Source organism: Nocardioides aestuarii (assembly GCF_039527245.1).
GTDB lineage: Bacteria > Actinomycetota > Actinomycetes > Propionibacteriales > Nocardioidaceae > Nocardioides > Nocardioides aestuarii.
The window spans coordinates 2,379,232-2,396,251 of sequence record NZ_BAAAJT010000002.1; the positions used below are offsets into that span (position 1 = coordinate 2,379,232).

Below are 17,020 nucleotides of genomic sequence, written 5' to 3' on the forward strand. Positions count from 1 at the left end.
GAGACCCAAGGAGTCGTGCAGATGAGCGAGTTGCCGGAGATCAAGCGCCCCCTGCTGCGGCCGCGACGCCTGCGGACCACCCCGGCCCTGCGCCGGATGGTCGCCGAGACCTCCGTCGAGCCGCAGCAGCTGGTGCTGCCGGTCTTCATCCGCGAGGGCCTCGACGAGCCCCGGCCGATCGGTTCGATGCCGGGCGTCGTCCAGCACTCCCGCTCCTCGCTGCTCGCGGCGGTCGACGAGGCAGCCGAGCTGGGCCTCGGCGGGGTCATGCTGTTCGGCATCCCCGAGCACAAGGACGCCGAGGGCAGCGGTGCGACCGATCCCTCCGGCGTGCTCAACCTCGCCATCACCGACGTGGTCGCCGAGGTCGGCGACGCGCTCACGGTGATGAGCGACCTCTGCCTCGACGAGTTCACCGACCACGGCCACTGCGGCGTCCTCGACGCCCAGGGCCAGGTCGACAACGACCGGACGCTGGCGCGCTACGCCGAGATGGCGCTGGCCCACGCGGCCGCCGGCGTCGACATGGTCGGCCCCAGCGGGATGATGGACGGCCAGGTCCGGGTCGTGCGTGAGGCGCTCGACGCGGCCGAGCACACCGACGTCTCGATCCTGGCCTACTCCGCGAAGTACGCCTCGGCCTTCTTCGGTCCCTTCCGCGAGGCCGTGGACTCGTCGCTGCAGGGCGACCGGCGCACCTACCAGCAGGATCCCGCCAACGCCCGCGAGGGCGTGCGCGAGGCGCTGCTCGACGTCGCCGAGGGCGCCGACATCGTGATGGTGAAGCCGGCCCTGGCCTACCTCGACGTCGTGCGTGCGGTCCGCGACGCCGTCGACGTCCCCGTCGCCGCCTACAACATCTCCGGCGAGTACGCCATGGTCGAGGCCGCGGCCGCCCACGGCTGGATCGACCGCGAGGCCGCGATCCTCGAGACGCTCACGTCGATCCGCCGCGCCGGCGCCGACGTCGTCCTCACCTACTGGGCCGCCGAGGCCGCCCGCCTGCTCCGCCGCTGAGCTCGGATCAGGTCAGCCGTTGAGGGCGTCGTTGACGCACTCGAGAAGCTCGTTGACCGAGGTGAGCGGGTTGTCGATCACGCCGTCGGCGATGCACTGGGCGGTGGCCTCCGCCTTGGTCAGCGTGTCGTCGACGGGGTCGACCCCGGTGTCGGGGAGGTCGGGGACGTCGACGCCGCCGTTGCCACCGTTGCCGCCGTTGCCACCGCCACCACCGCCGACGGGCACGGACGGCTCGTCGGTCGGCTCGTCGGTGGAGTCAGGGGTGCCCGGGTTGCTGACCTGCGAGTCGCCCCCGCCGTTGCCGCCGCCGTCACCCTGGGGGCCCTTCGGCTGCTTCGGCTCGGGAGCCGGGGCGAAGTAGCCGGCGCTCGAGACGCCGTTGGGGACGGAGGTGAAGTCGCCGGAGGTGTAGGCCTCGTAGAAGGACAGCACCAGGTCGACGTAGTCGTCGCTGTGGTTGTAGCGGTAGACCGAGGAGCGCTGGCCGACGACCGTGGACAGGTCGTCGTTGCCGGAGCAGAGGTAGACGGCGGTGGAGAGGGCCGCGTCGTCGATGTCCTGCGGGTTGCGCTTGCCGTCGTTGTCGCCGTCGACGCCCACCACCGACCACGTGGAGGGGATGAACTGCATCGGACCGACCGCGCGGTCCCACTTCGCGTCTCCGTCGTACTGACCGGCGTCGGTGTCGCGGATGGCGCGGGTGCCGCGGGTGCCGTCGAGGGCGATACCGAAGATGCCGGGGGTGGAGACGCCCTCGTCGGTGAGGGTGTTGCCGCCGTAGCGACCGTGGTCGGACTCGACCCGGCCGATGGCGGCCACGAGCTGCCACGGGAGGCGGCAGCGGGGGTCGGCGGAGTTGATGACCGTCTCGGCCCGCTGGTAGGCCGCGAGCGCGGCGGCGGGGATGCCGGAGGCGGACGCCGTCTGGGCCTCGCGGCCCAGTGACCCGTCGACCCGGCGGGTCGTCGAGCCGGGCGTCGAGACGCTGGCAGGGTCCTCGTAGGCGGCCTCGGGGACCGTGGTGCCGTCGGGCAGCACGGCGGGCGCCTGCTCGTCGGCGACGGCGACGGTCACCGGCCCGGCGCCCACCAGCGTGCTCGTGACGGCGGCGGACAGCAGCGCGAGCGGCAGCAACGCGGTGGCCTTCTGGAACCGGCCGAACCTCGGTGCGGTCATCAGTGTTCCCTCATTCGCGTGTGGGCGGTGTCCCCGAGACGTGCTCCCTCCAGCACGGGACGTCTCTTCAACGATGCCCCGTCCATCGGGTTACGAAACGTTCACATTCACCGTACCTCCCGGGCGTGTGGCGTGCATCACGAGCGAAGGATCTGGTGGGGTGCCCCCCCGCCCCGGAATACGGCTGCTGGGGCCTCTCGGTGACAATGGAGGTGTGGTAGACACCGACAGCTCCAGCGACCTGTTCCAGCGCGCCCGAGCCGTCACCCCCGGCGGGGTCAACTCGCCGGTCCGCGCCTTCCGCGCGGTGGGCGGCACCCCGCGGTTCATCCGATCGGCACAGGGCGCCTGGCTGACCGACGTCGACGGCAACGACTACGTCGACCTGATCTGCTCGTGGGGTCCGATGCTGCTCGGCCACGCCCACCCCGAGGTGCAGGCGGCGGTCGCCGATGCGGTCGGCCGCGGCACGTCGTACGGCGCCCCGACCGAGCCCGAGGTCGAGCTCGCCGAGGAGATGGTCGCGCGCACGCCGATCGACTCGGTCCGGTTCGTCTCCTCCGGCACCGAGGCGACCATGAGCGCGATCCGCCTCGCCCGCGGCTTCACCGGCCGCGACGTCGTGGTGAAGTTCGCCGGCTGCTACCACGGCCACGTCGACGCGCTGCTCGCCGAGGCGGGGTCGGGTGTCGCGACGCTGGCCATCCCCGGCACGCCCGGCGTGCCCGAGTCGGCCACGGGCCTCACGCTCGTCCTGCCCTACCACGACCGGGCGGCCGTCACCGCGGCCTTCGCCGAGCACGGCGACCGGATCGCCTGCCTGGTCACCGAGGCCGCCCCGGGCAACATGGGCGTCGTGCCGCCCGAGCCCGGCTTCAACGAGTTCCTCGCCCGGACCTGCGCCGAGCACGGTGCGCTCTTCGTCTCCGACGAGGTGATGACCGGCTTCCGTGCCAGCAAGCACGGCCAGTGGGGCCTCGACGGCGCGCTCGAGGGCTGGCGGCCCGACCTGATGACGTTCGGGAAGGTCATGGGTGGCGGCTTCCCGGCCGCGGCGTTCGGCGGTCGCGCCGACGTGATGGCCCACCTCGCGCCCGAGGGCCCGGTCTACCAGGCCGGCACCCTGTCGGGGAACCCGATCGCGACCACCGCCGGGCTGGTGACGCTGCGCCTGGCCGACGACGCGGTCTACGACCACCTGACGAAGGCCGGCGACGTGGTCAAGCAGGCCGCGACCGAGGCGCTGTCCGAGGCCGGCGTGCCCCACGTCGTCCAGTCGACCGGCACCATGTTCTCGGTCTTCTTCCGCGGCGCGCCGGTGCGTGACTTCCGTGACGCGTCCGACCAGGACACGGCCGCCTACGCCGCCTTCTTCCACGCCATGCTGGACGCCGGCGTCTACCTGCCGCCGTCGGCCTACGAGGGCTGGTTCCTGTCCTCGGCCCACGACGACCGCGCGATCCAGACGGTGGTCGACGCCCTGCCGGGGGCCGCGCGGGCGGCCGCGGAGGCCCGGGCATGAGCGCGGCCACCGAGACGACGGTCCACCTGCTCCGCCACGGCGAGGTGCACAACCCCGGCGGCGTGCTCTACGGCCGGATGTCGGGGTTCCACCTCTCCGACCTCGGCCAGCGGATGGCCCGTCAGGTCGCCGACGTCGTCGGCGACCGCGACATCGTCCACATGGTCTCCTCCCCGCTCGAGCGGGCGTGCGAGACCGGACAGCCGCTCGCGGACGCCCGGGGCGTCGAGATCGCCACCGACGAGCGGTTGATCGAGTCCGAGAACGTCTTCCAGGGCGAGCGGTTCGGGGCCGGTGCGCGCACGCTGCGCCACCCGAAGAACTGGCGCCATCTGTGGAACCCGTTCCGGCCGTCCTGGGGCGAGCCCTACGCCGACATCGTCGAGCGGATGATGGGCGCGGTGCACGACGCCCGCGACGCGGCCCGGGGCCACGAGGCGGTCCTGGTCTCCCACCAGCTGCCGATCTGGACGACCCGGCTCCACGTCGAGGGCCGCTCCTTCCTCCACGACCCGCGCAAGCGCCAGTGCACGCTCTGCTCGCTGACGAGCCTCCACTTCGAGGACGACCGGCTGGTCCGGGTCAGCTATTCCGAGCCCGCGGGCGACCTGATCCCCACGCGCGACAAGCAGGCGCCGTTCTCGGCCGGCGGGGCCACGGAGGAGGACCGCCCGTGAGGCGGCTCGCCCCCCTCTTGCTCTCCCTCTCCCTCCTGACCGGCTGCTCCGCGTTCGGTGGCCTCGACGGCACCGGTGAGAAGGGCTACATCAGCGGCGACGGCGCGATCGTCCAGCGCGCCGTCGACGAGCGCGAGGAGCCGATCAGCCTCGAGGGCGAGGACCTCGAGGGTGAGCCGCTCAGCCTCGAGGAGCTGCGCGGGAAGCCCGTGGTCGTCACCGTCTGGGGCTCGTGGTGCCCGCCCTGCGTGGCCGAGGCGCCCGACGTGGTCGAGGCCGCCGAGCGGCTCGGCGACGACGCCGCCTTCGTGGGGCTGAACCTCCGCGACGGCAACCAGGCGCAGGGTCTCGCGTTCGAGCGCAACTACGAGGTGCCGTTCCCGTCCTTCTACTCGCCCGACGGCCGCGAGATGCTCGCCTTCCGGGGCGTGCTGACGCCGCGGTCGATCCCGGCGTTCGTCGTGCTGGACGCCGAGGGCCGGGTCGCGGCCAGCATCAACGGTGGGCTGCCGTCGACCCAGACCCTCGTCGACCTGGTGCGCGACGCCGAGGGAGCCGGTCGTGGGTGACTGGTTCGCGACCACGGCCGGATCCGGCTCGCTCGCCCTCGCCGTGCCGGTGGCCCTCGTCGCCGGCCTGGTCTCCTTCTTCTCCCCGTGCGTGATCCCGCTGCTCCCGGGCTACCTCTCCTACGCGACCGGCCTCGGCGGGGCCGACCTCGAGCACGCACGCCGCGGCCGGATGGTCGCCGGTGCCGTCCTCTTCGTGCTCGGCTTCTCGCTGGTGTTCGTGGCCCTCGGCTCGTTGTCGGGCGCGCTCGGGGCCTGGCTGATCACGTGGCAGCGCCAGATCACCGTCGTCCTCGGGGTCCTGACGATCGTGCTCGGCCTCGCGTTCGCCGGCCTGGTCCCGTGGCTCCAGCGCGACTGGCGCGTCCACCGGGTCCCGGCGGTCGGGCTGGCGGCGGCCCCGCTGCTCGGCGTCCTCTTCGGGCTGGGCTGGACGCCGTGCATCGGCCCCACCCTCGGCGTCATCACCACGCTCTCGATCAACGAGGCGACCGCGGCCCGCGGCGCGCTCCTCTCGGGGGTCTACGCCCTCGGGCTCGGGCTGCCGTTCGTGCTCGCCGCCCTGGCCTACCGCCGGATGCTCGGCGCCTTCGGGTGGATCCGGCGCCACCAGCAGTGGGTCACCCGCATCGGCGGGCTGATGCTCGTCGCGGTCGGCGTGCTGCTCGTGACCGGGCTGTGGGCCGAGATCGTCACCTGGATCCAGCTCCAGCTGGTCTCCGGCTACGAGACGAGCATCTGATGAGCGACACCCGCCGACCCGGCGAGCTGACCCTGCGCGAGCTCGCCCGCTGGACCTGGCGCCAGCTGACCTCGATGCGCACCGCGCTCGTGCTGCTGCTCCTGCTGGCGCTGGCCGCGATCCCGGGCTCGGTCATCCCCCAGGAGGGCGTCGACGCGCTCAAGACCCAGCAGTGGCGCGACGACCACCCCTCGCTCACGCCGGTCTACGAGACGCTCGGCCTGTTCAACGTCTACGGCTCACCCTGGTTCGCCGCGGTCTACCTGCTGCTGCTGGTCTCGCTCGTCGGCTGCTTCGTCCCGCGCATCGCGGTCTACTCGCGCGCGCTGCGGGCGCAGCCGCCCGCGACACCGGCCCGGCTCGACCGGCTGCCGGACCACGCGTCCTACCGCACCGACCTGGCGCCGGGCGAGGTGCTCGACCGCGCCCAGCGGGCGCTGAGGCGACACCGGCTGCGGGTCCAGGACGAGTCCGGTGGTGGGTCCGTGAGCGCCGAGCGCGGCTACCTCCGCGAGGCCGGCAACCTGCTCTTCCACGTCTCCGTGCTCGTCGTGCTCATCGGGTTCGCGATCGGCAGCCTGCTCGGCTACCGCGCCGGCTCGATCGTGATCGTCGGCAACGGCATGGCCAACACGCTGACGCAGTACGACGAGTTCGACCCCGGCTCGCTGTTCAGCGCCGACCAGCTCGACGACTTCTTCCTCGACATCGAGGACTTCGACGTCTCGTGGATCCAGGACGGGCCGTCGCAGGGGCAGGCGCGCGGCTTCACCTCCCACGTGGCCTACGCCGAGGGCGTGGACGAGCCCCAGGACTACGACCTGCGAGTCAACCACCCGCTCACGATCGGCGACACGACCGTCTTCCTGATCGGCCACGGATACGCGCCCGTGATCACGGTGCGCGACGGCAACGGCGACATCGCCTACAGCGGACCGACGATCTTCCTGCCGGAGAACCAGTCGTTCCAGTCGATCGGCGTCGTGAAGGCCAACGGTGCCCGGCCGACCCAGATCGGGCTGGAGGGCTGGTTCTACCCGACCTACGCCTTCACCGACGAGAGCGGCCCTTTCTCGGTCTACGGCGACCTGAAGAACCCGGCGATCTCGATGCAGGTCTACGCCGGCGACCTCGGCCTCGACTCCGGGACCCCGCAGTCGGTCTACGCGCTCGACAAGAGCAACGCCGAGCTCGTGACCAAGGAGGACGGGTCGATGTTCCGCGTCGACCTCGCCCCGGGCCAGACCCAGGAGCTGCCCGACGGGCTCGGGTCGGTGACCTTCGAGCGCGTCGAGCGCTGGAACAAGATCGAGATCAGCCAGACGCCCGGCAAGCTGATCGCCCTCGGGGGAGTCGTGCTCGCCCTCCTCGGGTTGCTCGGGTCACTCTTCATCCGGCCGCGGCGGGCCTGGGTGCGGGTGCGTGAGGACGAGCAGGGCACACTCGTGGAGGTGGCCGTGCTCGACCGGGCCGGCGGCGACGACGTGGCCGCGGTGCTCGAGGAGCTGGTCGCCGACCTGCAACGTGAGGAGAAGACGTCGTGACCGATGCTGCCTGGGAGGCGCTGAGCAACCAAGCGGTTGCCGCCGCCGGCGTGGTCTACTTCCTGGCCTTCCTCGCCCACCTCGTCGAGCTCTCCGCCGTACGCCGCGTGGCCGAGCCGGCCGTCTCCGAGGAGGCCGCGGGTGACGTGGTGGTCGCGACGGGTGGTCCTGCCGCTCCCGACCGCGCCCACCGCGAGGCGCTCTTCGGTCGGATCGGCGTGCTCCTCACCGGCGTCGCGGCCCTCGTCCACCTGCTGGCGCTGGTCGCCCGGGGGATGGCGGCCGACCCCAACCGGGTGCCCTGGGGCAACATGTACGAGTTCACCCTCGCCGGGACGTTCGTGGTCGCCGCCCTCTACCTCGCGCTCTTCCGGCGCTACCGGCTGGCGTGGATGGGACCGATCGTCACCGGCATCGTCCTGACGCTGCTGATGGTCGCCGTCATCTGGCTCTACCTCCCGATCGCGCCGCTGACCGAGGCCCTCTACTCCCCGTGGTTGGTCATCCACGTCGTGTCCGCGGTGATCGCGACCGGCGCCTTCACCCTCGGCGGCATCACCTCGCTGCTCTACCTCGTGAAGTCGCGCGCCGGTGCGCCCGACGGTGCGGCCGGCGGCTACCTCTCGCGCGTGCCGGCCCCGGTCGACCTCGACCGGCTCGCCTACAAGCTCCACGCCTTCGGCTTCCCGGTGTGGACCTTCGCGGTCCTCATCACCGGACCGATCTGGGCCCACCAGGCGTGGAGCAGCTATTGGAGCTGGGACCCCAAGGAGGTCTGGGCGTTCATCACCTGGGTCGTCTACGCGGCCTACCTCCACGCCCGGGCGACCGCGGGGTGGCGTGGGCGCAACGCGGCGTACCTCGCCCTCGTCGGCCTCGCGACGCTGTGGTTCAACTTCATCGGGATCAACTTCTTCTCCAGCACCAGCCAGCACTCCTACGCCGCGCCCGAGGCTCCGGCCACGGCCGTCGTCGAGGTCGTCCGCCGCTAGGCCGGCGGCGGCGGGGGAGCCGGCGCGCCCTCGGGCGGCGCGATCCGGGCGAACTCGGTGCTGGCCGGCAGGTCGCCGGACCCTTCGTCGTCCGCGTCGTCCGCGCCGGGTCGTTCCCGGTGGGGTGAGGGGTCCCAGCCCGTGTCGACGACCCGACGCTGGAAGACGATCGCCCCCACGAGGAGGGCGGCACCGACCAGGCAGATGAGGACGAGGCCGAGGACGGCCCCGGCCTTCGCGCTCGAGCCGACGAGGATGCCGAACCAGCCGAAGTCGGCGTCCCCGAAGGTCGTGTTCGCCTCGCCGAAGCTGCCGAGGACCTCGAGCAGCCCGGCCGGCAGCAGCGTGATCAGCAGCCCGTTGGCGAAGCCCCCGGTGATCGCACCCACGCGACCGCCGGTGGCGTTGCCGTAGACGCCCGCGGCGCCGCCGGTGAAGAAGTGGGGGACGAGGCCCGGGAGGATGAGGGCGAGGCCGAACACCGGGTTGAGCCAGACCGAGAGCAGCACGAGCCCGACGAGGCCGCCGCTGAAGCTCGACAGGAAGCCGACGAGGACGGCGTTCTGGGCGTAGGGGAAGACGATCGGGGCGTCGAGCGCGGGGATCGCGCCGGGCACGACCTTGGCGGCGATGCCCTGGAAGGCCGGCACCAGCTCACCGAGGATGGTACGGACGCCGAAGAGGATGACCGCGACGGCGACGCCGAACTGGAGGCCCTGCGTCACCGACTGCATCAGGTAGTTGCCGACGCCGGTCGCGCCGTCGGGGAAGGCCGTGAACGCCTCCTCCTGCCCCTCGCGGATCACGAAGAGGCTGGCGAGGACGACGTACATGATGACCATCGACAGCGCCGTCGCGACCATCGAGTCGCGCAGGAAGCGCAGCGACTCCGGGAGCTTGAGCTCCTCCGTCGAGCGGCTGCGGCCGCCGCCGGTGACGCGCCCGACGCTGCCGGACACGATGTAGCCGAGGGTGCCGAAGTGGCCGATGGCGATGGTGTCGTCGCCGGTGATCCGCCGGGTCCACGGGTGGGCGAACGCCGGCAGCGCGACCATGAGGATGCCGAGCAGCAGACCGCCGAGCCCGACGACCAGGGCCGAGGCGTAGCCGGCCGAGGCGAGGACGATCGTGAGCAGGGTGGCCATGAAGAGGATGTGGTGGCCGGTCAGGAAGACGTAGTGCAGCGGGGTGAACCGCGCGAGCAGCAGGCTGATCGCGAAGCCGAGGATCATCAGCCACGACACCTGCGCGCCGTAGTCGGCCTGGGCGATGCCGACGATCGCCTCGTTGGTGGGCACGACGCCCTGCGCTCCCGTCGCGCCCTGGATCATCGCCCCCAGCGGCTCGAGCGACGCGACCACGAGCGTCGCGCCCGCCCCGATCAGCAGGAAGCCCAGCGTCGCCTTCAGCGCGGAGCCGAGCACCTGGCCGGTGCTCTTGCCCATCGCCACCAGGCCGACGGCGGTGATGATGCCGATCAGGAACGCCGGGACGCTCAGGATCTCGTTGACGACGAACTCGGCCAGTCCTACCAACCAGTCCATGGTTTCCTCTCGTCGTTCCTCAGACGTCGTAGCTCGCGCGCAGGGCGGCGTCGATCTCCTTGGTGCTGGTGAAGTCGTCGATGATCCGCATCGGGACGCCGAGGTCGCCGAGCGCCCGGCCGATCTCGGCGGAGGTCATGATCAGGTCGGCCTCCTTGGCCTTGCCCCGCGCGGAGACCGTGTCGGTGGCCTCGACGGTGATGTAGGGACCCCAGCCCCACTGGTCGAGCACCTTCTCGAGGGTGTTCTTGAGGAACAGGCTGGTGCCGACCCCGTTGCCGCAGACGGTGAGGATGTGGTTCCTGGTCGAGCCCCGGCGCCGCTGCCGGGCGCGCTCAGGCTGCGGCTCCGGGGCGGCCTCGTCGCCGCCCCCGCGCAGCAGCTCCAGCACCTCGTCCGGCGTGGCCGCCGCGTCGAGGGCCGCCTTGCGCTCGGGATCGGCGATGACGGTCGCGAGCTCGGCCATGGCCGCCTGGTGGGCGTCGGCGTCCTTGGCGGCGAGGGCGACCACCAGGGTCACCGGGTCGTTCCTGTCGTGGCCGAACTCGACCGGCTCGGCGAGGCGCACCCACGACATCCCGGTGCGCAGCACGGCCTCGGACGGTCGCGCGTGCGCGAAGGCGAAGCCGGGCGCGATGACGATGTAGGGGCCCTTCTCGTGGACCGAGTCGATCATCGACTGCGTGTAGGCGGCCCCGGCCACCTCCACCCGCTCGAGCAGGCGGCCGGCGTGACGCACGGCGTCCTCCCACCCGTCGACGGTGACGTCGAGGGCGACCGCGTCGTCGTGGACCAGCTCTCCGAGAGTTCCCACCCGCAGCACACTAGCGCGTCAGGTGTCGTCCTTCTCGGGGCGCTTGCGCTTGCGTTCGAGGTCACGCAGGAAGTCGGGGTCGTCGTCGGGCCCGCTGACCCGCGGGGCGGGTCGGCCGCCGTCACCCGGACGGCGTACGCCGCGGCGCCGGTCGTTCAGGCGCTCGGCGAACCGGATCACGAGGTAGATGACCACCGCGATCAGTGCGACGACGAGCACAGCCTTCATGACCTCAGGATAGGCCCGTGGTGGTGACGACGGGTCCGGTATCTACCCTGAGGGGATGAAGGAGTTCTGGACCTACACCGGCCTGCGCATCGCCCTGTTCGTGGCGAGCTTCGGCGTGGTCGCCGGGGTGTGGATGCTGGTGTCCGACGAGGTGCCCCTGTTCTGGGTCGTCGTCATCGCGTTCGTGCTCTCGGGCGTGGCCAGCTATGTCGTGCTCAACCCTCAGCGGGAAGCCTTCGCCCGGCGGGTGGAGGAGCGGGCGGGCCGTGCGTCGGCCGCCTTCGAGGCGTCGAAGGCCAAGGAGGACAGCGACTGACTAGCGGTCGCGGCGCGTGATCTGGCGGCGGACGCGCGACTGGTCCTGGCCCAGCACCCGCGCCAGCAGCGCGTCGCGGTTGCGCCAGGCGAGGAAGCCGCCGACCACCAGCACGATGAGGATGATCCAACCCATGGGTCCAGCCTAGTGTGGCCTCAGAAACCGACCATGTTGAACGGCCGGTCCGGGAGGTCGGCCAGCGCAGCCAGCCGGCGCACCCCGTCGGTGGTGCCACCGATCCGACCGGCCCGGTGGAGCGTGACCACGTCGACCGGGCCGAGGTAGACGGTCGCGAGCGTCTCGGCGTCGAGCCGGACGTCGGGCTCGGCCTTCGTGGTCTCCGTCGTCGCGACTCCTCCGGCGACCCGCACGTGCCACCGGCCCGAGGCATGGCCCTGGGCGTCGTCGACCTCGAGCACGACCTCCCCGTCGCCGGCCCACGACCGGGCCGCGAGGGCGCGGGGGACGTCGAGCAGCCGGATCCAGAGGAACTCGGTGTCGGACTCGACCTTCAGGGCGTTGATGTCCACCAGCGCCCATGCCAGCGGGTCCTCCGGGGCGAAGGCGTGGTGGTGGAGGGAGCGCACCAGGTCGATGCCGGCGAGGAACTGCCAGAGCGCGAGGTGCGCCTCGGCGCTCTCGCCGACGAGGGCGACCACCCTGATCTTGCGCCAGTTCTGGTCGTCGCGGCCGTCGACGCGGTAGAGCGCGATGCCGTCGACCTCCTCGTCCGCCGTCAGGTGGACCGCGGCCCGCAGCTGCTTGTCCTCGCCCTTCTCGCCCTGGTCGTAGCGGCCGGTGAGGATCGACTCGTAGAAGCCCGGGAGCCCCACCGCGCCGCGGGTGCGCTCCTGGAAGAGGTCGAGCTGCCGGCGTACGACGTCCCAGGCGTCGCGCGGGTCGATGATCTCCACGCGGCCCGGGTCGGTGAAGCCGCGGAGCCCGAAGCGGTCGGTCGTCTCGACGACCACCGAGCGGACGAAGGTCCCGATCCCGAAGCCCCAGCGGCCGTAGATCGTCGCCTCGGAGACCGTGAGGGCGGCCAGCGGGACGTCGGCGTCGACGGCGTCTCGGAGGCAGTCCTCCATCAGCCGGCGCACGAGCCCCCGCCGCCGGTGGGCCGGGCTGGCCGTGACGTCGGTGATCATCCGCAGCGGCAGCTGCTCCCGGCCGCAGTGGAGCGTCTTGTCGAACCACGCGGTCGTGGCCACCGGGACCGGCGAGGCGCCGTAGGCGCCGGCCGGGAGCCAGGCGCCGACGCACACGACGTCGTCGGCGTCGACGTGCTCCCGCCAGATCCGGGCGAACTCGTCGTCGCTGCGCCCCTGGTGGAAGCCGTACTGCACCCCCTGGAGCCAGCCCGCGGAGCGGGCGCGACCCTCGTCGGAGTCGTCGGCGTGGTCGAGGCGTGCGAATTCGTAGTCGATCTGGCTCACGTCGGGTCACGCTAGCCCGACGGCCACCCCCAGTGCCCACAGGATTTCCGCGACACCGGTCTGCTGGAGGACCGGGACGAGGTCGCGGCCGGTGGCGCCGCCGAGGACCGTGCGGAGCGCGCGGACCGCCGGGACCAGGAAGACCAGGCCGAGCACGGCGAGCCACTGGGTGCTGACCGCCACCGCCCCGATCGCGACGGCGGCGGCGAGGACGAGCAGGGCGTAGAGGCCGCGGGTGCGCTCGTCGCCGAGCCGGACCGCGAGAGTGCGCTTGCCGGCCACCTCGTCGGTCGGGATGTCGCGCAGGTTGTTGACGACGAGGATCGCGCAGGCGAGCGCGCCGATGCCGCAGCCGGCGTAGAGCGCGGGAAGCTCGAAGCTCTCGGTCTGGACGTAGGTGGTGCCGATGACGGCGACGAGGCCGAAGAAGACGAAGACCATGACCTCGCCGAGGCCGAGGTAGCCGTAGGGCTTCTCGCCGCCGGTGTAGAACCAGGCGGCGACGATGGAGAGCGCGCCGACCGCGACCAGCCACCACGCGGTCGTGGCGGCGAGCACCAGCCCGGCGACGCCCGCGACGGCGAAGGCGAGGTAGGCCGCCCGCTTGACCGCCTGCGGGGTCGCGGTGCCGCTGCCGACCAGGCGCATCGGGCCGACCCGGTCGTCGTCGGTGCCGCGGATGCCGTCGGAGTAGTCGTTGGCGTAGTTGACCGCGACCTGGAGCGCGAGGCTGACGACCAGCGCGAGCAGTGCCTTCCACCAGACCGCGCCGCTCGCGGCGTGGGCGACGGCGGTGCCGGCGAGCACCGGGGCCACGGCGGCGGGGAGGGTGCGCGGGCGGGCGCCGGCGACCCAGTGCTTCGCGTCTGTCACGCCCCGGATTCAAGCAGGGCCGTAGCCTGCCCGCATGGTCCGGGTGGTCTTCATGTGCGGCCCCTCGGGGTCGGGCAAGACGACGTACGCGCGCGGGCTCGAGGCCGAGGGAATGGTGCGGCTGTCCTTCGACGCGCTGCTGTGGGAGCGCGGCGTCACCGCCGTCCCGCCGCCGGCGTCGGTCCACAGCGAGGTGGCCGACGAGCTCCGGACGCGACTCCTCGAGCTGGTGGCCTCGGGGCAGGACGTCGTCTGCGACTTCTCCTTCTGGTCCCGGGACATGCGCGACTCGTGGCGGTCGCTGCTCGCGCCGACGGGTGTCGTGCCGGAGACCGTCTACCTGGCCACCCCGCGGGAGACCGTGCTGGAGCGGGTGCGGGCCCGCCAGGGCGTCCACGCCGACGACGCCGTGCTGTCCGGCGAGCTCGCCGCGGCGTACGTCGACCACTTCGAGCCGCCCACGCCCGACGAGGGTCCGCTGACCGTCGTGCAGTGAGGCTGCTGGTTCGTTGGACCGAGGTCCGGGCGTGCTGGTGGCCCCACCGATCGTCGGTGGGGTCAGGGGCGGGGTTGTTCTCGGGTGCCGGTGTGGTCGCGGAGGTAGTGGTGGCCATGGGGACTGGTCCAGGCGTACTCGCCGGGGGCGGTCATGCGGTAGCGCCAGCCGCCGTGGGTCTTGAGGCGGTGGTGGAAGGTGCACAGGCAGGCGAGGTTGCCCGACTCGGTCGCGGCGTCGGGGTCGTCCGGGTCGTGGGGCTTGATGTGGTCGAGCTGGCAGGCGCGGGCGGGGCGTGAGCACCAAGGGAAGACGCAGGTGCGGTCGCGTTCGATGACCTGGTCGCGCAGGAACGTCGAGGGCTGGTAGCCGGCCGAGCGGATGCGGGTGGCGAGGTCGAGCACCGGTTGGACGGTGACGGTGGTGTGGGTGGTGGTGCACCAGGAGCGGACCTGGTCGAGGAGGACCTGGAGCTGACCGGTCTCGAGGGTCGCGAGCCGGTCGAACTCGATGTCTCCCTGGCCGGTCACGGCGGCGGCGAGGTGGACGTGGAGCACGACCTGCCGAGCAGGGCGTGCGTGTTCGGTCTCGTCGGGGTCGGTGTCGTAGTCGAGGCTGTTCTGGTGGCGGGCGAGGTCGCCGAGGGCCATGGCGCGGCGTACGTCGAGCGGGGCTTGGGATCCGAGGTCCTTCAACGCGGCAGCGCCGGCGGCGAGGGCTGTTTCGAGGTCGTGGGCGTCGGCGGGGTCGAGCTCGCCGCGGAGCAGGGCGGTGCCGCCGTAGGGCTCGACGGGCGGGTCGATCTGGACGTACCGGGGGTCGTGCGGTGCCTCCGACTCCTGCGCCGTGGCGGTGGTGTGGGTGCCGTAGCGGTGGAGGGCTTCGGCGATGATCCGGTCGAGCTGGGCGATCCCGATCCGGCTGGCGTAGGGGGTGACCATCTGGTCGACGTAGCGGGCGCCGGTGGGGGTGAGGTCGGCGTGGATGGTGGCCTCGGCGACCCGGCGTGCCCGCCAGGCGGGCACGGCGCCGGTGTGGACGGCGTCCCAGAGGCGGGGGAGGCGGTGGCGCAGCTCGAGGGCGTGGCCGATGAGGCGTTTGCCGGCGGTGGTGGACATCGCGAGGGCGGCGGCGAGCTCGGGGATGCAGAACTCCGCGACCAGGGGGCAGCCGTGCCCGGCGATGGGGACCTCGTGCTCGGAGCCGGGCACAACGACGCCGAAGGTCGCGGCGTGGTGGAGCGACTCGGGCGGGTGGAGGTCAGCCCACACTGCAGCCCGCTCCAGCAGCCTGGCCTCGGCCGCGTCCGCGGCCTGTCGTTCGGAGACCGCGCTCGCGAGGACGTCCGCGGCCGTGGTGGCCCCGGTGTCGGCGTCAGCGAGCATGTCGAACATGTGTTCGATTCTAGGCGGAACGTCTGACAGTTCGGCCGGAGGCGTGATGAGGTTCAGCCCGTGACGCAGACCAGCAGCCGCCCACCCGCCACCGCCCTCAGCTGGGCGATCCTCGCTGCGGTGGTCGCGTCGTTGGTCTTCGTGAGCCTGATGATCGGCCCGATGTTCGCGGGGATCGCGGGATTCTGGCTGGTCGGTGCGTGGGCCGCCTTCTGGCTGATCAGGCTGGCCGTCCGCTACGGCGTGAGCGACGCGCTGCAGGCGCACCGAGCCGCTCAGGACCCGGAGCGCTCAGAGCTCACCCGGTGACCCCTGGGTGACCGGCCCCCCGGCCGGTGGCCCGACGACCGGGTCGGTGACGGGCGGTGTCGCGACCGCCCCGGAGGTCGCGTCCTCCCGCTCGGACGGGGGCACGTTCCGGTCGAGGAACCGCTCGGCCGCGCGGGCCGCCGGGTGTGCACCCGCGGCGGCCAGGGCCACGATGGCCGCGATGACGAGCCACCCGCCGGCCCCCCACTCGATCGCCAGCCACGTGTAGAGCGCGGGCGCCCAGACCCGGCCGAGCGTCCCGGAGAGCTCGCTGGCGCCCTGGTAGTCGCCGCGCCGCCGCGGGTCCATCAGCTCGGCCTCGATCGACCAGCTCGCGGCGGAGAGGTAGAGCTCGGCGCCCGTCACGGTGACGTGGCCGAGCCAGATCAGGGCGATCGTCAGCCAGCCGACCGTCTCGTGGGTGGCGAGGGTGATGACGCAGGACAGCACGAAGAAGGCGGCCGAGAACCGCAGCGCCCGCAGCGCCGTGGTCACGTCCTTCACCCCGCGCGACGCTGCCATCGGCAGCACGATGCACATGACGGTGTTGGTGCCGAAGAGGAAGGCGAGGAGGACCTGCGGGGCGTCGGTCTTCGCGACCAGCCACAGCGGGATGACCAGGTTGAGCAGGACCTGGTTGGTCCACATGACGCCACCGAAGAACTCGATCGCCAGCCAGCCGGGGTTGCGCAGCGGCCCCGGTCCGGCCGGCTTCACCCGGGGTACGTCGGGCGAGCGCTCGTCGTGGGGGGCCTTCGGCAGCCGCGCGATCGCGATCGCGTTGACGACGAAGACGGTCGCGGTGAACCACGGCAGCACCCGCAGCACCTCGTTGGACTCGAAGGCCAGGGCGATTCCCCCGAACAGCGAGCCGAGGGTGAACCCGACGTTGAGCGCGGAGTACATGTAGGCGCGCGACCTCACCCGCTCGTGCGGCGGCAGGACGTCGATCGTGTAGGCGCCGTGGGCGGCGCCGCCGAGCGTCCCGGCGACCTCCATCGCCACGGCCATGGCGGCGTACCCCGCAAAGCCGTCGATGAACGGCCAGACCGAGAACAGGGCCGCCTGCAGCGCTGCGCTCAGCGTCCACATCCGTTTCGGCCCGAACAGGTCGACCGCCTTGCCGAGCGGCACGGCGGTGACGAAGGCGGCCGCGCCGGCGAGGGTGAGGCCGAGCCCGACCTGGGCGGGGGAGAGCCCGACGACCAGCAGGAAGAACACCGCCGAGCCGGTCATGAACGTGCCCTCGCCGATCGCGAACAGCAGCGACTGCGCCGAGAGCCGGCCCGCCAGCGCGGAAGGCGGGGTCGCGTAGTCGCGCACGCGGCTCACGAGGCTGGTCGACACCCGTCGATCACACCACCGGGC

At 72.4% G+C, this 17,020-nt stretch carries 19 protein-coding genes; 10 read left to right on the top strand and 9 right to left on the bottom strand.

The genetic code is table 11. From position 1 onward, the window contains the following. The first annotated feature begins 21 nt into the window (after nucleotides 1–21). On the top strand, nucleotides 22–1,017 hold the full coding sequence (gene hemB / locus ABD091_RS12055) for a porphobilinogen synthase (RefSeq protein WP_343918707.1): 996 nt from the start codon (nucleotides 22–24) through the stop codon (nucleotides 1,015–1,017). A gap of 12 nt (nucleotides 1,018–1,029) precedes the next feature. Here hemB and ABD091_RS12060 read toward each other — a convergent pair whose 3' ends face one another. Further along, nucleotides 1,030–2,196: a lytic transglycosylase domain-containing protein gene (locus ABD091_RS12060; protein WP_343918709.1), complete on the bottom strand. Its 1,167-nt coding sequence runs from the start codon at nucleotides 2,194–2,196 to the stop codon at nucleotides 1,030–1,032. A gap of 214 nt (nucleotides 2,197–2,410) precedes the next feature. Between ABD091_RS12060 and hemL the strand changes: the two genes are divergently transcribed. Genes hemL through ccsB form a run of 6 tightly spaced genes read left to right on the top strand, consistent with a single transcriptional unit; the run spans nucleotide 2,411 to nucleotide 8,242 of the window. After that, on the top strand, nucleotides 2,411–3,718 hold the full coding sequence (hemL, locus tag ABD091_RS12065) for a glutamate-1-semialdehyde 2,1-aminomutase (RefSeq protein WP_343918711.1): 1,308 nt from the start codon (nucleotides 2,411–2,413) through the stop codon (nucleotides 3,716–3,718). Continuing rightward, nucleotides 3,715–4,395, top strand: coding sequence for a histidine phosphatase family protein (locus ABD091_RS12070; RefSeq protein WP_343918713.1), 681 nt, complete (start codon nucleotides 3,715–3,717; stop codon nucleotides 4,393–4,395). The genes hemL and ABD091_RS12070 overlap by 4 nt, the downstream gene beginning before the upstream one ends. Next, nucleotides 4,392–4,964 carry a TlpA family protein disulfide reductase gene (locus ABD091_RS12075; RefSeq protein WP_343918715.1) on the top strand — a complete coding sequence of 191 codons (573 nt, stop codon included), beginning with the start codon at nucleotides 4,392–4,394 and terminating at the stop codon, nucleotides 4,962–4,964. The genes ABD091_RS12070 and ABD091_RS12075 overlap by 4 nt, the downstream gene beginning before the upstream one ends. Continuing rightward, the gene (locus tag ABD091_RS12080) at nucleotides 4,957–5,706 is read left to right on the top strand and encodes a cytochrome c biogenesis CcdA family protein (protein ID WP_343918717.1); all 750 of its coding nucleotides are present in this window, start codon (nucleotides 4,957–4,959) and stop codon (nucleotides 5,704–5,706) included. The genes ABD091_RS12075 and ABD091_RS12080 overlap by 8 nt, the downstream gene beginning before the upstream one ends. Continuing rightward, the gene (resB, locus tag ABD091_RS12085; RefSeq protein WP_343918719.1) at nucleotides 5,706–7,250 is read left to right on the top strand and encodes a cytochrome c biogenesis protein ResB; all 1,545 of its coding nucleotides are present in this window, start codon (nucleotides 5,706–5,708) and stop codon (nucleotides 7,248–7,250) included. The genes ABD091_RS12080 and resB overlap by 1 nt, the downstream gene beginning before the upstream one ends. After that, the gene (gene ccsB, locus ABD091_RS12090) at nucleotides 7,247–8,242 is read left to right on the top strand and encodes a c-type cytochrome biogenesis protein CcsB (RefSeq protein WP_343918721.1); all 996 of its coding nucleotides are present in this window, start codon (nucleotides 7,247–7,249) and stop codon (nucleotides 8,240–8,242) included. Before resB ends, ccsB begins: the two co-directional genes overlap by 4 nt. Here the strand turns inward: ccsB and ulaA are convergent. Genes ulaA through ABD091_RS12105 form a run of 3 tightly spaced genes read right to left on the bottom strand, consistent with a single transcriptional unit; the run spans nucleotide 8,239 to nucleotide 10,828 of the window. After that, nucleotides 8,239–9,786 carry a PTS ascorbate transporter subunit IIC gene (gene ulaA / locus ABD091_RS12095; RefSeq protein WP_343918723.1) on the bottom strand — a complete coding sequence of 516 codons (1,548 nt, stop codon included), beginning with the start codon at nucleotides 9,784–9,786 and terminating at the stop codon, nucleotides 8,239–8,241. The two genes, ccsB and ulaA, sit on opposite strands and share 4 nt — an antisense overlap. 19 nt (nucleotides 9,787–9,805) lie before the next feature. Next, nucleotides 9,806–10,600, bottom strand: a complete 795-nt coding sequence (locus ABD091_RS12100; protein ID WP_343918725.1) for a PTS sugar transporter subunit IIAB — start codon at nucleotides 10,598–10,600, stop codon at nucleotides 9,806–9,808. A gap of 18 nt (nucleotides 10,601–10,618) precedes the next feature. Next, complete coding sequence (locus tag ABD091_RS12105; RefSeq protein ID WP_343918727.1) at nucleotides 10,619–10,828, bottom strand: hypothetical protein; 210 nt, start codon at nucleotides 10,826–10,828, stop codon at nucleotides 10,619–10,621. A gap of 55 nt (nucleotides 10,829–10,883) precedes the next feature. Between ABD091_RS12105 and ABD091_RS12110 the strand changes: the two genes are divergently transcribed. After that, nucleotides 10,884–11,144, top strand: coding sequence for a DUF4229 domain-containing protein (locus ABD091_RS12110; RefSeq protein ID WP_343918729.1), 261 nt, complete (start codon nucleotides 10,884–10,886; stop codon nucleotides 11,142–11,144). Here ABD091_RS12110 and ABD091_RS12115 read toward each other — a convergent pair whose 3' ends face one another. From ABD091_RS12115 to ABD091_RS12125, 3 genes are read right to left on the bottom strand one after another with little or no spacing between them, the layout of a single operon-like run. After that, nucleotides 11,145–11,279 (bottom strand): hypothetical protein, encoded by a 135-nt coding sequence (locus tag ABD091_RS12115; protein WP_343918731.1) that lies wholly within the window; start codon nucleotides 11,277–11,279, stop codon nucleotides 11,145–11,147. It abuts the gene before it with no gap. 20 nt (nucleotides 11,280–11,299) lie between these two features. Further along, a complete protein-coding gene (locus ABD091_RS12120; RefSeq protein ID WP_343918733.1) occupies nucleotides 11,300–12,580 on the bottom strand; it encodes a GNAT family N-acetyltransferase in 1,281 nt (426 codons plus the stop codon). Between the two features lie 6 nt (nucleotides 12,581–12,586). Beyond that, the gene (locus ABD091_RS12125; RefSeq protein WP_343918735.1) at nucleotides 12,587–13,453 is read right to left on the bottom strand and encodes a 1,4-dihydroxy-2-naphthoate polyprenyltransferase; all 867 of its coding nucleotides are present in this window, start codon (nucleotides 13,451–13,453) and stop codon (nucleotides 12,587–12,589) included. 34 nt (nucleotides 13,454–13,487) lie between these two features. On the opposite strand from ABD091_RS12125, the gene ABD091_RS12130 reads away from it, so the two are divergent. After that, nucleotides 13,488–13,949: a P-loop nucleotide/nucleoside kinase family protein gene (locus tag ABD091_RS12130; RefSeq protein ID WP_343918737.1), complete on the top strand. Its 462-nt coding sequence runs from the start codon at nucleotides 13,488–13,490 to the stop codon at nucleotides 13,947–13,949. Between the two features lie 62 nt (nucleotides 13,950–14,011). Here the strand turns inward: ABD091_RS12130 and ABD091_RS12135 are convergent, their stop codons facing one another. Continuing rightward, nucleotides 14,012–15,343 carry an HNH endonuclease signature motif containing protein gene (locus ABD091_RS12135; protein ID WP_343918741.1) on the bottom strand — a complete coding sequence of 444 codons (1,332 nt, stop codon included), beginning with the start codon at nucleotides 15,341–15,343 and terminating at the stop codon, nucleotides 14,012–14,014. A gap of 60 nt (nucleotides 15,344–15,403) precedes the next feature. Here ABD091_RS12135 and ABD091_RS12140 point away from each other — a divergent pair, with 60 nt between their 5' ends. Continuing rightward, entirely contained in the window at nucleotides 15,404–15,652 is a 249-nt protein-coding gene (locus tag ABD091_RS12140; RefSeq protein ID WP_343918742.1) for a hypothetical protein, read from the top strand. Here the strand turns inward: ABD091_RS12140 and ABD091_RS12145 are convergent. Next, nucleotides 15,635–16,999, bottom strand: a complete 1,365-nt coding sequence (locus tag ABD091_RS12145; RefSeq protein WP_343918744.1) for an MFS transporter — start codon at nucleotides 16,997–16,999, stop codon at nucleotides 15,635–15,637. The genes ABD091_RS12140 and ABD091_RS12145 overlap by 18 nt on opposite strands. Nucleotides 17,000–17,020 lie beyond the last annotated feature (21 nt).